At 32.6% G+C, this 14319-nt stretch carries 11 protein-coding genes and 1 pseudogene; 4 read left to right on the forward strand and 8 right to left on the reverse strand.

Going from position 1 to position 14319, the window contains the following annotated elements:
- Position 1 precedes the first annotated feature (1 nt).
- The 3 genes from H3U96_RS01200 to rlmC all read right to left on the reverse strand — a co-directional run bounded on the left by H3U96_RS01200 (position 2) and on the right by rlmC (position 5411).
- Positions 2-1648 carry an ABC transporter ATP-binding protein/permease gene (locus H3U96_RS01200; protein WP_232347719.1) on the reverse strand — a complete coding sequence of 549 codons (1647 nt, stop codon included), beginning with the start codon at positions 1646-1648 and terminating at the stop codon, positions 2-4.
- A 119-nt stretch (positions 1649-1767) separates the two neighbouring features.
- The gene (locus tag H3U96_RS01205) at positions 1768-3963 is read right to left on the reverse strand and encodes a TonB-dependent hemoglobin/transferrin/lactoferrin family receptor (protein WP_198195320.1); all 2196 of its coding nucleotides are present in this window, start codon (positions 3961-3963) and stop codon (positions 1768-1770) included.
- A gap of 305 nt (positions 3964-4268) precedes the next feature.
- A complete protein-coding gene (rlmC, locus tag H3U96_RS01210) occupies positions 4269-5411 on the reverse strand; it encodes a 23S rRNA (uracil(747)-C(5))-methyltransferase RlmC (protein WP_198195321.1) in 1143 nt (380 codons plus the stop codon).
- Positions 5412-5625: 214 nt separating this feature from the next.
- Here rlmC and map point away from each other — a divergent pair, with 214 nt between their 5' ends.
- A complete protein-coding gene (gene map / locus H3U96_RS01215) occupies positions 5626-6414 on the forward strand; it encodes a type I methionyl aminopeptidase (RefSeq protein WP_198195322.1) in 789 nt (262 codons plus the stop codon).
- A 203-nt stretch (positions 6415-6617) separates the two neighbouring features.
- Here map and H3U96_RS01220 read toward each other — a convergent pair whose 3' ends face one another.
- Complete coding sequence (locus H3U96_RS01220) at positions 6618-7487, reverse strand: co-chaperone YbbN (RefSeq protein ID WP_065612978.1); 870 nt, start codon at positions 7485-7487, stop codon at positions 6618-6620.
- 28 nt (positions 7488-7515) lie between these two features.
- Complete coding sequence (locus tag H3U96_RS01225) at positions 7516-8286, reverse strand: SDR family oxidoreductase (RefSeq protein ID WP_065578732.1); 771 nt, start codon at positions 8284-8286, stop codon at positions 7516-7518.
- Positions 8287-8385: 99 nt separating this feature from the next.
- Between H3U96_RS01225 and H3U96_RS01230 the strand changes: the two genes are divergently transcribed.
- Complete coding sequence (locus H3U96_RS01230) at positions 8386-9078, forward strand: 5'-methylthioadenosine/adenosylhomocysteine nucleosidase (RefSeq protein WP_065578731.1); 693 nt, start codon at positions 8386-8388, stop codon at positions 9076-9078.
- A 71-nt stretch (positions 9079-9149) separates the two neighbouring features.
- Here the strand turns inward: H3U96_RS01230 and rnd are convergent, their stop codons facing one another.
- Positions 9150-10238, reverse strand: coding sequence for a ribonuclease D (rnd, locus tag H3U96_RS01235; RefSeq protein ID WP_086361249.1), 1089 nt, complete (start codon positions 10236-10238; stop codon positions 9150-9152).
- Between the two features lie 24 nt (positions 10239-10262).
- Entirely contained in the window at positions 10263-11417 is a 1155-nt protein-coding gene (locus tag H3U96_RS01240; protein ID WP_086361248.1) for a metallophosphoesterase, read from the reverse strand.
- 86 nt (positions 11418-11503) lie between these two features.
- On the opposite strand from H3U96_RS01240, the pseudogene cmoA reads away from it, so the two are divergent.
- Positions 11504-12220: pseudogene (gene cmoA, locus H3U96_RS01245) on the forward strand (carboxy-S-adenosyl-L-methionine synthase CmoA); the annotation flags it as partial.
- A gap of 35 nt (positions 12221-12255) precedes the next feature.
- Positions 12256-13224: a tRNA 5-methoxyuridine(34)/uridine 5-oxyacetic acid(34) synthase CmoB gene (gene cmoB / locus H3U96_RS01250; protein WP_198195323.1), complete on the forward strand. Its 969-nt coding sequence runs from the start codon at positions 12256-12258 to the stop codon at positions 13222-13224.
- A gap of 126 nt (positions 13225-13350) precedes the next feature.
- Here cmoB and H3U96_RS01255 read toward each other — a convergent pair whose 3' ends face one another.
- A complete protein-coding gene (locus H3U96_RS01255) occupies positions 13351-14256 on the reverse strand; it encodes an endonuclease/exonuclease/phosphatase family protein (RefSeq protein ID WP_086362440.1) in 906 nt (301 codons plus the stop codon).
- Positions 14257-14319 lie beyond the last annotated feature (63 nt).

Raw genomic sequence — 14319 nt, forward strand, 5'->3', positions numbered from 1 at the left:
ATCATGATAAATTTAATTGATAACACTTATTAAAGTAATTCGATATATCACTATGAGAAATTATAATAAAACTACTTGTCGGTAAGTTAGTCTGTAACAATTTTAGCAATTGTTTTTCGGCTACTTTATCTAATGCATTGGTGGTTTCATCCATAAAAATCCAATCCGGTTTATGCATTAAAATTCTCGCAACAACTAAACGTTGTTTTTCTCCACCAGAAAGTGTATTTAAATTATCATTAAGTAAATATTTATCGATATCTTCAGAAGAAAAACCCACATCAAACAGTAATTGTTTAATAACAGTAAGATCTTTCTCAAACAATGGTTCTGGATAGCTTACTGCATGAGCCAATCCTCCCATAGGAAAGTAAGCATTTTGTGATAAAAAGAGTTTCTTTAATTTAGGAACCTTGACCACTCCATCATAATATGGATAAAGACCAGAGATTATTTTAAAAAGTGTTGATTTACCTATACCTGATGCGCCAGATAAAACAACTGATTCCCCTTTGTTAATATGGAGATCGGGTAATTTTAGTAAAATCTTTCCATCAGGTTTCTTTATAATTAAATTTTCCAACGATAAACGTTCATTTCGATTTTCAGCTTTATTAAGTTGTTTAAATTGGTAAGAGACTTGTTCAGACTGTTGAATAAATTGGCCTAAACGATAACTACATGCTATCAGTTCGGCCAGTTTGTTATAATTGAAAATAAACCAAGATAAATTAGTCACTACATTACTAAATGATTTACTAATTTGCATCAATGATCCTAAACTAACTTTACCGATTAAATAGATTGGTAGAGAAAAAAAGGTCGGAATACTTAATACGGTTAAATAGTAAGGCCGAGTAAAACAACCTAAAATAAATTGCCGTTTAATCAGCTTATACCAATTTTTTACAATACTATTAAAATGTTGATCAAATTGTTGTTGTTCAACCTTTTCTCCCTCTAATAATGCAACAGACTCTTTCGCTTCTCTAAATCGAGTTAAAACAAAACGATAATTTGCTTCTAAATGTTGTTGCTGAATTAGTAAATTTTTTAATGGGCTTCCCAACTTATGGGCAATATATGAGGTCAAAATGACATAGATAGGGGCTAACCAAATTAAATAATGTGAAATGCTAATATCAATATTGAATAGACTAAATTCTAACACAAAATTATTGGTTATTTGCCATAAAAGAATAAAATAGGAAAAAAGACCGATACATTGTGTAATAAATGAAAATCCTTCGTTAGTTAATCTCTCGATAAATAAATGGCAATCTTCAGAAATACGCTGATCTGGATTGTCTATGCTTGCTTGATTATTATTTATAAACCAATAGGCTTTATGATTCAGCCAATGACTTATTATCGTGTCATTTAAAACTTTACGCCAAGTTATGACTAATGTTTTTCTTAAATACTCGATGATCAAATAGGTAATGGCACCAAAAAAAGTTAACATGATAAAAACTAATAATTGCGTTATTACCGCTTGCATATCGTACTTTTCTAATGCGTTATAAAAGTTTTTATTCCAATTAATCATTTCAAGACTGATTCTGATTAGAATGATATTTAAACTTATAATAGTAAAAGCATAACCAAAACCTAACTTTCCTTGCTTGGATTTGAAACAGAGTTTCATAAGCAAGATGATATTTTTCAATGTTTGCAAAACTTATATTCTCGAAACTAAATATTTTTTCTATTTACTACTATCAATATTGTTATTGAAATTTTGATAGTAGTAATCATCCTTAATTATTAGAAATTTATAACCGCACTTATGGCAAATGTTCTTCCTGGCGCTGTTTGTAACTCGATAGGATTCGTCACTTTGACATTAGTTTGCGGATTTTTATAATAACTACTAAACATAGGCCATTTAAAATAACGACGATCGAAGATATTTAATACTGAGCCCCTAATAGTAATATTCTTGCTTGGATGCCAATTTAAATAAGCATCATAAATGGCATAACCACTTGGTTTAAATACTTCATCTGAAGACGAGCTATCTTTCGATACATGTGAAACCGCTTTAGAAAAAGTAGCTAATACTTCGGTATCAAAATTGAAATCAGGAAGATGCCATTTTAGACCGAGGTTACCTTGTAATGGCATAGCATCATTAAAGTAAGATTTTTTCTCTCCAGGTGATTCTTGTTTTTTACCATATTGATACGAAGTCGATGCATTTAATGTCCAATTTGGATAAAATTGCCATTCAGCCGATGATTCAATGCCCCAAAGATTAACTTTGGATAAATTTTTATAGGTATAATCTTTTGGTCCAACACGAATAAAATTCTTTATATAATCACTATAATCAGCTTTAAAAAAGCCTACACTAAACCAGCCTTTAGAAAAATCGCCTCTTAACCCTGTTTCATATGATTTTACTTTTTCTGGTTTCAATTTAGGATTAGGGATTAGATTCATACTAAATGATGGCAAAGAAGTATATAACTGTTGAGCTGTTGGCATTTTAAAACCTTCAGCATAACGAGCATAAACTGAGTATTGATCGGTAATATTAAATAAAGCACCTAATTGGGGAATAAAACGATGTGATGTAATCTCACGAGGTTCTTTTCCTTCGATGACCGCATAATGGCTATCTGCATTTGGTTTGATTTTATAAGTTGCATAGCGTACACCAGGTTTAATTTTAAAACGTTCACTAATTAAATGAAATTCATCTTGCAAATAAACATCAGCTCGTTGTGTTTTAGAATTAGCAAAATTAAACCCTCCACCAATGGTTTTTTTACCATTTTTTGTACTTGCATTACGATAGTAACTACGGGTAATATCGCCCTGAAAACCATAAACTAAATCATGACTACTGTTTAAAAAGTCAAAGTTTGAGTTTAATTGTAAATCCAATTGCCAGAATTTTTCTTTATAATCATTAGTTGTATAGGTATAAATCGGCTTTTTTCTTTTATCTTTTTGTTGGCGATGTGATTTTAAATAACGTTCTTGAGGAGAATAAGAGATCATGGTTTTAATTTGATCGACAAACCCAACTGACGGCATCCAACTATCATCGATGGCAAACCTTTTACGAGTTTGTATTTGTGTTCTTCGATAATCACCATTGAAAGTTCCATTAGATTGTAAACCGTAATCATATAATTGTTTTACAAACGAGTTAGAACGGAAATTTTCAAATGTTAATTTTGTTTCCCGATTATCATTATGATAAACCAATTTAGTTAGCATATTTTCTGCTTTCGCATCTAAAGGATTTAGTTTATTACATCGAATGGCATCTGCTCCTCGCGGACATCCCCAAATACCCCCATTCGCTTTAGCTTTGCTTAACCTTGCTTCTTGATAATCTCGACGACTAAAACTTAATAAACCTTCTAAATTAGGCATTAGTTCAACAGCTAACATACCGGTTTTGGTGTTTTGTTTATTCAAACTATCATAACCACCATTAACTCTAACTGCATAAGATTTACCTCTAAGTAAATCACTAGGATCTAATGTTTTAAATGCCACAACACCACCAACCGCATCTGCACCCCACAAAACTGATCCAGGTCCACGTATAACTTCCACGGCTTTGATATTTGATAAATCAATAAAATTTCTGTTTCCGTCTTGTATACTTTCAATAACCCTTGAGCCATCTACTTGCAACTGAACACGGTTACCTGACATACCACGTATTCTAATTCCACCAAGGTTACCAAAAGGATCGGAACCAGAAGTTTGTCTATTTACTGATATCCCTGGCATATATCTAACTAAATCTTCCATCGTTGACATTTGATGATCATCTATATTTTTCTTAGTCACCACATCAACCGTTTCAGGGATAGCCAATTTAGCTTTCTTTTGTCTACTCGCCGTAACCGTAATTGTTTCTATATCATCACCATCAGCAAATACAGGGAAAGGTATTGAAGCCACTAACATCATTAGCAATATTTTATTTATTTTCATTTTTCACCACAAAATTAGATTAATGAACTGCCTCAACCAATGCGCCAATATTTGATAATTATCATTTTTTGATCATTAATCTAGCAAAAATAATAAACATGATCAATATTAATGATAATTATTAGCATTTGCTAATGATTATCATTTGATATTATTGAGGTAATTATAAAAATTGAATAGAATCAGGATAAGAAATCTTTATACGCTAAAAATAAAAGGTAAGAACAAAAAGATTCACAAAATTGGTTAGGCTAGATTTATTAGTATTCATAATAAAAACTAGCCTATATTGGTGTAATGATTTATCAGATTTTTTCTAACAAAACTAACACTTCCATATGAGATGTATGAGGGAACATATCAAATAATTGCACTTTGGTCATTTGGTAATTAGTCAATAATTTTAGATCTTGTGCTAATGATGACAAATTACAACTTGAATATAAAATATAATTAGGTTGTATATTTTCCAAGTATTCGACCAGTACTCTACCTGCCCCTCGTCTTGGTGGATTAAGTAAAACTAAATCAGGCGTCTGCTTTTGATGCGTTGCATATTTAGTGGCATCTAAGGATTCAAAATTAAGTTTGTCATAACCTAGCTGTTTAGCAGATTTTGATGCACATTCAATAGCATCAGGACTAATTTCAATTCCTGTTAATTGAATATTATCGTTATTAGCATGACGAACACAATGCAAACCAAATCCACCTACACCACAAAAGAGATCCCATATAGAGTTTACATCTAAATTCGCCAGCCAATCACTAGCCGTTTTATATAGTTTTTCAGCAATATAGCTATTTGTTTGAAAGAAGCTTTTTGATTTTATATAAAGTGGTATGTGATTTAACCTAAATTCTAGAAAAGGATTATCCGTTAAAATCAACTCTTCATCACCCTCTAATATAGCGGCATGATTAGGTTGAATATTAATCGATACGACTTGTAGATTATTTATCTTATCGATTAAATTGTGCAAACTATTGCTTATCTTCTCGACAAATTTATGTGATTTTAATACAAACCGTAGCATAAAGTGGCTTTTATCATCGATAACACTTTCGGTAATAATGACAAATTTTAACTCCCCTTTTCGCTTATTAATATTATAAGGAACCAATGCTTGTTTACGGATATAGGTACGAACCATTTTTAGGATACTTTGCATATTAATGCTATAAAGCGGACAATCACACAGATCAATGATCTGGTTATCATTTTGAATACCTAATATGGGTTTTTCAACCGTACCTAGCACCGCCATTTTAGCTTTATTGCGAAAACCTAGCTCAGGACTAGCAAATGGATCTTTAACTTCTTTAGGATTAAACTTTGCTAAAGTTTCAATTAATTGGTTTTGCTTTTCATTTAGTTGAGATTTATATGGTTGATTTATTTTATGACAAGACAAACATTTATTTTCTTGATAATAACTACATTGCATTTTATGAAAACCTTTTTTTATAATGCATTATTATATAATTAAATGGTTTTAAGCTGTATTAGTTTTCTTTTTTTATGTCCAAAAACCCCTTTCCTCAAAATTTTTTAACAAAAATCTAAAATTTAATCATTATACTTGATTTATCAATAGCTATGATTTGACGAAATAGCGGTATATGATAGGATATTGCCATGCAAATTATAGGAACCCATTAATGTCTATTAAGTTAAAAACCCCCGCTGAAATCGAAAAAATGCGTATTGCTGGTAAATTAGCAGCAGAAGTTTTAGAAATGATTGAACCTTATGTAAAACCTGGTATTAGCACTGGTGAACTAGATCGGATCTGTTATGAACACATTGTTAATGTGCAAAAAGCTATTCCTGCCAACATCGGTTATCATGGTTTTCAGCATACCAGCTGCATTTCAATTAACGATGTAGTATGTCATGGTATTCCAAGTTTTGATAAAAAGTTAAAAGATGGTGATATTCTTAATATTGATGTGACCGTAATTAAAGATGGTTTTCATGGTGATACCTCAAAAATGTACATTGCAGGAAAACCAACTGTTGCCGGAGAAAAACTATGTCAAGTCACACAAGAGAGTTTATACGAAGCCATTAAAATCATTAAACCGGGGATCAGATTAAAAGAAATCGGTAAAGCAATTCAAAAATATGTTGATAAATTTGGCTTTTCTTCTGTTCGTGAATATTGCGGTCATGGTATAGGTGAAGTATATCATGATGAGCCACAAGTTTTACATTATGATGCTGATGATGGCGGTGTGATCCTGAAACCAGGTATGACCTTTACTATTGAACCGATGGTAAATACTGGGGATTGGCGTACTCGTACCATGAAAGATGGTTGGACAGTTAAAACCAAAGATCATGGATTGTCAGCCCAATATGAACACACGATCTTAGTTACAGATAATGGTGTGGAAGTTCTAACCCTTCGTAGTAATGAAAACTTTCCTCGCGTTATCGAACACTAAATAAAAAAGATTCAACAATGCTCTATTGTTGAATCTCTTCATTTTATATAACTTAATCTAACTATCTAGAATTCAATTTTCTGCGATTTTTTTATTCATTAACTTTACTGCGAAATATATTTCTAGGTTGTGATATTCGTTTCTAATATCCAGTAAATCATAAAAAAGCGTCCAAAATTCTGCAAGCTTTGGTTTTAGCTATTTTAATATAATAGCGTATAAAGCTTACGGCGATAGCTACTAGCAAGTGCGTTATTGGTTCCTAAAGCTGCTAATAGATCTAGTAAAGTTTTCTTCACCTGCCCTTCACCAGCATTCAGATCTTTTGTTAAAGGTTTAAACAACAGTTCTAATGCTTCTTCGTGCCGACCAACTTGCATTAGTTGCGATGAAAGTTGAATCATTAACTCAACATTATCTGGCTGTTTAGCTAACTCAGCTTGTAATTGCTGTAATTCAGGTGAATTTGCTGCTTGTTCGAGTAACTCAATTTCGGCTTGTAAACCGTGGTAAGCTGAATCCTGATCTTGTAATGGAATAGTTGCCAAAACATCCTTAGCTTCTGCTAGTTGTTTTTGTTCAATTTGGCTTTTCGCTAACATTAACGCAATATCTGATCTTGGTTTACCTAAATGATCTTTAAGTACAGTCCAAGCTTGTTTTAATAAAGGTAATGCTTGCGCATATTGGCCTTCATTAAAAAATTGTTGCGCTTCAATAAGTTTCAATTCATCTTCATTAGGTAAAATTTTATCTAAAAAGGTTTTGATGGTTTCTTCATTTTGTGGGCCTTGAAAACCATCAACAGGTTGACCATTTTGAAACATATAAACGGTTGGAATTGCTCTAAGCCCAAACTGTGCTGCTAACATTTGTTGTTCATCACAATTTACGCTAGCAAGAATAAATTGTCCTTGATGTTGTGTTGCTAATTTGGTTAACGTATCTGTCATTTCTTGATAGTTAGGACTTCTTGGTGACCAAAAATAGAATAACACAGGACTACTAGTTGATTTTTCAATAATTTCTTGAATATTCTGTTCATTAACATCAAAAATAAATTGATTTGACATAATCTATCCTATAAATAAGTTTAACTGATTATTTATTTTGTAAAATTTTATCCATTAATCTATCTGGAAGCAAACGTTTAGCTATTGCCGCCAATTTAGTTACTTTTGTTACCCTGTAACGTATTTTCGGTTTGTTATGCTCTAATGCGTGATACAGATATGGTAACACCGCTTCAGGGGCTAATGTAAAGCGTTTAGCAATAGGTGGATTTTTTACTATTTTTTCTTTTTCGGTCTGATTTACATTATTTGAAAAATAGGTTTTTAATGGACCTGGTTCAATTAAACAAACTTTAATATTGGTGTTAGCTAACTCTAAACGCAGTACATCAGACCATGCTTCTAAAGCATATTTGCTGGCAGAATATGCGCCTCTACCCGGTGTTGCGACTATGCCAACAATTGAGCTAGTTTGAATTATTCTACCTTCATTTTGTTCAATCATTGCCGGTAATAATAATTGGGTTAATTGATGAACACCAAAAAAGTTAGTAGAAAACTGTGATTCTAATTGTGATCGACTGATGGTGTTTAAACGGCCATAGACGCCAAATCCAGCATTGTTAAATAACGCATATAATTTACCCTCACACAAGGTTAATACTTGTTGCGCAGCTTGATTAATTGAATCGGCATCGTCTAAGTCTAATAAAACGGTTTCAAAACCTTGCTCAATTAATTTTTGTTGGTCTGCTATTTTGCGGCATGATGCAATGACACGATAACCTCGTTTTTTCAGAGCGATAGCTGAAATCAATCCTATACCGCTTGAACACCCCGTTATAAAAATCGTACGCAAATTTTATCTCCGTTATATTCATTTATTGTCAAGTTAACTTACAGCAATTATGATAGCACATTTAAAATAAATATACGGCTAATAAGCCAAGAGGACCATATGAAAATTGCTATTATCGCTGCTATGGAAGAAGAAGTAGCCATATTAAAGAGTAAAATTACCGATTATCAATTAGAGCGTCATTTAGGATGCGATTTTCATATTGGTAAAATAGCAAATTGTGAAATTGTATTATTACAATCAGGCATAGGGAAAGTTGCTGCAGCATCAGGAACAACATTATTATTAAATAATTATCAAGTTGATGCAGTCATTAATACCGGTTCAGCGGGTGGGCTGTCAACGGAACTGAATATCGGTGATATTATTGTATCAAAAGATGTATTTTATCATGATGTTGATTTAACCGCCTTTGGATATAAACCTGGTCAAATGTCAGGTTGCCCTGTTTCATTTGCTGCTGATGTTAATTATCAATCATTAGCTAAACAATGTATAAAGAAACATGGGGTCAATGCTGTTGATGGCTCAATTGGCAGTGGTGATGCCTTTATCAATGGTAAAAGCAATTTAGAACGGATCAAGCAAACTTTTCCTGATGCAATCGCCGTTGAAATGGAAGCTGCCGCTATTGGCCATGTTTGTTGGTTATTTAAAGTACCTTTTGTGGTGGTGAGAGCAATTTCTGATAATGGAGATAATGAATCGGCAGTTGATTTTCAATCATTTTTAAAACTTGCTGCAGCCCAATCATCAAAAATTGTTGAATCGATGCTAAGTGAACTAGCTTAATATAGAGATTGGTGTCAGTGTAATTTGACACCATTTAACTAAAATTTTGTCATTCTTCCATTATGATTTAATCAATTAGGCAGGTCATATTGTTCAAATAATGGTTTACGCCATCCTGACAGAATTTCTGGAATTTCACCTTTCCTATCATTTTGCCATTTTACATACTGATTGATTAATCGTCTTGAAATTATTAATTCGCTATTAAGTCCTGTTTGTGATGCTATTTTTTCAGCGATTTGTTTCAATGAATCAGCAATATTTTTATAATTTGGATAACTATTAATACGTTGAATTGCCGGAATAATAGGTATAGGTTGAAGCAATATATCCAAAATTGTTTGACCATATGCACGAATATCTTTACCTTTCATACCCAATTTATCAAGTTCTGCTAAGGAAGTTGGTTGATAACGCGCAATTTTCCATAATATCTCTTCGTGCACCACAAAATTCAACGCTATGTCGTGAGTTTTGGCAAATTGATAGCGCCAGCAAGCAAGTTTAGCTAATTGCCCTAAACCATCCCCTTTCAATTGCCAGCTATTTTTAATATTTAAGTAAGCCTTTTGAGGATCAAATGTTTCACTTTTACGTGCAATTGCGTTTTGACATTCTTGATAAGCAGCCGCTAAATAATCAATCGATGTAAGCTGAGATTTTAAATTATCCATTAATGGAAACAGATATAAAACATCATTAATAGCATAATCACACTGTTTTTCAGTCAAAGGACGTTTTAACCAATCAGTCCGTGTTTCACTTTTATCTAACTCAACGCCAAGATATTTATTGACTAAACTTGCATAACCACTACTGATGGGATTATCCAAAAAAGAAGCTAAAATTTGGCTATCGATTACTGGAGAAGGAACACAATTAAATGCATGAAGAAACACTTCAATATCTTCGCTACAGGAGTGAAAATATTTTTCAATATTAGGATTGGTTAAAATTGCTAAGAATTCCTGCCAATCGTTAATATTAAGCGGATCAATTAGCGCAGCATGTTGGCCATCAAAAACCTGTAACAGCCCTAAATGAGGATAAAATGTCCTAGTTCGTACAAATTCAGTATCCAATGCTATAGCACTACTATTCTTGATCTTTTGACAATAATTGGATAATTCATCATTACTAATAATAAATTGATAATTCAAAATACGCTTCCTATTTAAGATAATCTATTGAATGGTAGTTTTGTTGACAAAAGATACATCGATTACAACAATTTCAGAGCGAGTCATTAATCGAATTGGTGGCCCACCAAATCCGTAACCGCTATTGACTATACTGGTGAAATGATGATCAGCATCGTGATAAATACCATTGGCATTTTTGTACATCATCGCCACCAATATATTGATAGGAAAGATTTGACCGCCATGAGTATGTCCAGATAACATTAAATCTACTTGTTGTTCAGCAACATCTTTAATATCTAGTGGTTGGTGATCTAACAAAATTATTGGTCTTTCCGTATCAGAAAACATGATTAAATCGGATAGTGAGGCACGCTTAACATCGTACTTATATGATGAAAAGTCATCACGCCCTATCAACGTGATGCCAACCTCATCAAGATAAACAATATCATCTTTCAATACTTTTAAATTCGCTCGTTTAAATGCATTAATAATATCTTCTTCGCGATTATTATTATCATGGGTACCTAAATATTCATGATTACCAAAAATAATATAATTACCGTATTTAGACTTTAATTGTTGGAACTGTTTAATAAATCCATTTTCGAGGAAAGGTTTTAATCGTTTATCTAATGTATCGCCAGTTATCACGATAAAATCAGCCTTTAAGCTATTTACCTTGTCAATCATGTTTTGAATCATACTTGCAGAGGTATGCTCATTAATATGAATGTCAGAAAGTTGCACAATTCTTAGATGATCAACATTGGCTGATTTATTAATTACAACCTGATAATCAACTATTTTAGGATTTATCGCCATTTCATGACCAAAACAAAACAAAGCCACAACCGCAATAATAAAACTGATTTTATGCCAAAGATTAGGCTTAATTTGCTTTTTGCTAACCCGATAAACAATTTCAAAAATGAGTGTTATAAAAACGCTACAGATCATCAAACCGGCAATCGTTAACAGGAACAAATGTAATCCCGAGGTTAAAATATCATTTAATACTCTAGCAAGGATTAATGATGCACCGGCCAAACCAATAGTTAGCCAATAAATAATTCGACCATAACCGCTTAAGTGAAGGTTAAACCAAAACTGCCAGCGTTTTCCTAATAAAAATGTGACCGAAATACTGATAATAATCGTTGCGAAAATGGCTGTAAAATCAACAAAAGTCATAATTACTCGAACAATCGAACGCAAAAAATGGTATGATAACAGAATTAGATTCTATAGTACCAATAACTTTTATGGATACCAAAAAAGACCAGCTATTTGCAACCCCGATCGATAAATTAGGTGATTGGACTTTTGACGAAAAGGTTGCCGAAGTTTTCCCAGATATGGTACAGCGTTCGGTACCCGGTTATTCGAATATAATATCAATGATTGGTATGCTAGCTGACCGATTTGTACAACCTAATTCCATGATTTATGATTTAGGCTGCTCGTTAGGTGCTGCCACGCTCGCTATTCGTCGTAATATCAAATACGAAAATTGTCACATTATTGCTATTGATAATTCATTACCTATGGTAGAACGATGTAAAAAGCATATTGATGCCTATAAATCAAATACACCTGTCGATGTAATATGTGAAGATATTTGTAATATAAATATGCAAAATGCATCAATGGTAGTTCTTAATTTTACCTTGCAATTTTTAACCCCAGAAAATCGACAACGGGTTTTAAGTAATATTTATCAAGCTTTGCGACCAAATGGCATATTAGTTTTATCGGAAAAGTTTAGTTTTAGTGATGAGACTGTCGACGAATTATTATTTAATATGCATCATGATTTCAAAAGAGCCAATGGCTATAGTGAACTGGAAATAAGCCAAAAACGTAATATGCTAGAAAATGTTATGCTTACAGACACAGTTGCGACCCATAAACAACGTCTGATGACAGCAGGATTTGAGCATGTTGATACTTGGTTTCAATGTTTTAATTTTGGCTCGATTATTGCTATCAAATAACCTCAAGATTTAATTCAATTATAAAGGAAAACAGAATGATTGATTTTGGTGATTTTTACCAAATTATCGCAAAAAGTAAGCTTAAAAATTGGCTTGAAGTATTACCGGCGCAATTGGCTAATTGGCAAAAACAAAATTTAGATAATCGTTTTAGTCAATGGATAAATAGTATTAAACACTTACCAGCAATTAGCCCTTTTCAAGTTGATCTATTACATAGTGTAACCGCAAAAACAGAGCAACCATTATCTTCTGGCGAACAGCAACGTATCACACAATTATTAAAAACCATGATGCCATGGCGTAAAGGCCCTTTTCATCTTTATGGCGTTGATATTGATACAGAATGGCGTTCCGATTGGAAATGGCAAAGATTGATTAATCATATCGATAATTTAGAAGGTAAAACAGTTCTCGATGTTGGTTGTAATAGTGGTTATCATTTATGGCGTATGATTGGCGCAGGAGCCAAACTTGCTGTTGGTATTGACCCTATGGCGCTTTATCTATGCCAATTTGAAGCAATAAGAAAACTATTAGGCAATGACCAGCGAGCTCACTTACTTCCATTAGGCATTGAGGAATTACCAAAATTAAACGCATTTGATACGGTTTTTTCAATGGGAGTGTTATATCATCGTCGCTCACCGCTTGATCATCTTTATCAATTGAAAGATCAATTAGTTGATGGTGGTGAATTAGTACTCGAAACATTGGTTATTGAGGGAACCGAACATCAAGCATTAATGCCTGGTGAACGTTATGCTCAAATGCGAAATGTCTATTTTATTCCATCAGTACCAACCATGATAAATTGGTTACATAAATGTGGTTTTAAAGATATAAAAATGGTTGATATATCCAAAACCAGTTTGGATGAACAACGCAAAACAGAATGGATGGAATCCGATTCATTAGCGGAATTTTTAGATCCTAACGATTTATCCAAAACAGTAGAAGGTTATCCTGCGCCAATGCGAGCAGTATTTGTTGTAAGAAAATAATTTTTTAATCTCGTTTGGATTAAAAGTAACGGTTATTTTTCTCCCCTTTTAAAATAGATAAACACAATAAAAAAACGGGCTTTTGCCCGTTTAATCTACCAATATCTTTTATATAAATAAGTTCGATTAATATGAATCATTCTTTATGATCATCTGGACAGGATAATGATCGGAATATTTATCCGTAAAATCATCTTTTATAACTTGAACATCAATGACATTATTTTTAAGTGGTGGTGAAACATAAATGTAATCATAGCGTAATGGAACTGATGCTTGATCATAAAATACTTTAGTTGGTGCAGTTGCCACAAATTCTTTATGTTTAATTTTTAATGCATCAATAAAACCAGCATCCAGAAGATTTTGTTGTACAGTATAACTTAGTTTACCATCAACCAGATTTTCTAAAATTGGTCTTTTCTTTTGCTTTTCTTTAATATCCTCTAAAAGGGTACTTTTATCATAGTCAGATTTATCTGCTGGCGAAAATGAGTTCAAATCCCCGGCAATTATCCATTTCCCTTTAGGATCACGACTATATTTGATTGAATCGATAATTAAATTAATCTCATCAATTCGTTTAGCTGTCCAAAATGGATTCATATGTGTAACGACAAAATGATAATTTCCGATATCTGCATAGAGTGCCCCATGCCACAAATTATCAACTACTTTATTAACATTAACTATTGGATATTTAGAGGTAATAGCTACAGGGAAAAAAGCGGCATCTTCTGGTGATTCTTTTAAAAGTACCGCATATTTATGTCCATAACTGGCTGCAAATTTTTCAAGTTTTTCACGAGTAAAAAAATTCATTTCTTGCCAAGCAATAATATCGGCATCTTGTGCTTTTGCCCAATCAATATATTTCTGTTTACCTTCACTCTCATCTAACTTCATACCATTATAAACATTATAACTAATGATTTTTAGTTGTTTGGCATCATCAAGTGAGGCTAAAGCGCTAGAAGTACTAAGGATAATCCCACTAATCAATGCGACAATTTTCAACTTAGTTTTATTCATAAGATATTCCTTTCATTTATTAACTCATCATAAATATTATATTGATCTTAACTTAATCAAATT

The organism is Gilliamella sp. M0364 (genome assembly GCF_016100565.1).
Taxonomy (GTDB): Bacteria; Pseudomonadota; Gammaproteobacteria; order Enterobacterales; family Orbaceae; genus Gilliamella; species Gilliamella apis.

What these genes read in the sequence shown, in the direction of transcription:
- H3U96_RS01200 (WP_232347719.1), bottom strand. Translation starts at nt 1,648, where the DNA reads ATGAAACTCTGTTTCAAATCCAAGCAAGGAAAGTTAGGTTTTGGTTAT.
- H3U96_RS01205 (WP_198195320.1), bottom strand. Translation starts at nt 3,963, where the DNA reads ATGAAAATAAATAAAATATTGCTAATGATGTTAGTGGCTTCAATACCT.
- rlmC (WP_198195321.1), bottom strand. Translation starts at nt 5,411, where the DNA reads ATGCAATGTAGTTATTATCAAGAAAATAAATGTTTGTCTTGTCATAAA.
- map (WP_198195322.1), top strand. Translation starts at nt 5,626, where the DNA reads ATGTCTATTAAGTTAAAAACCCCCGCTGAAATCGAAAAAATGCGTATT.
- H3U96_RS01220 (WP_065612978.1), bottom strand. Translation starts at nt 7,487, where the DNA reads ATGTCAAATCAATTTATTTTTGATGTTAATGAACAGAATATTCAAGAA.
- H3U96_RS01230 (WP_065578731.1), top strand. Translation starts at nt 8,386, where the DNA reads ATGAAAATTGCTATTATCGCTGCTATGGAAGAAGAAGTAGCCATATTA.
- H3U96_RS01240 (WP_086361248.1), bottom strand. Translation starts at nt 11,417, where the DNA reads ATGACTTTTGTTGATTTTACAGCCATTTTCGCAACGATTATTATCAGT.
- cmoB (WP_198195323.1), top strand. Translation starts at nt 12,256, where the DNA reads ATGATTGATTTTGGTGATTTTTACCAAATTATCGCAAAAAGTAAGCTT.
- H3U96_RS01255 (WP_086362440.1), bottom strand. Translation starts at nt 14,256, where the DNA reads ATGAATAAAACTAAGTTGAAAATTGTCGCATTGATTAGTGGGATTATC.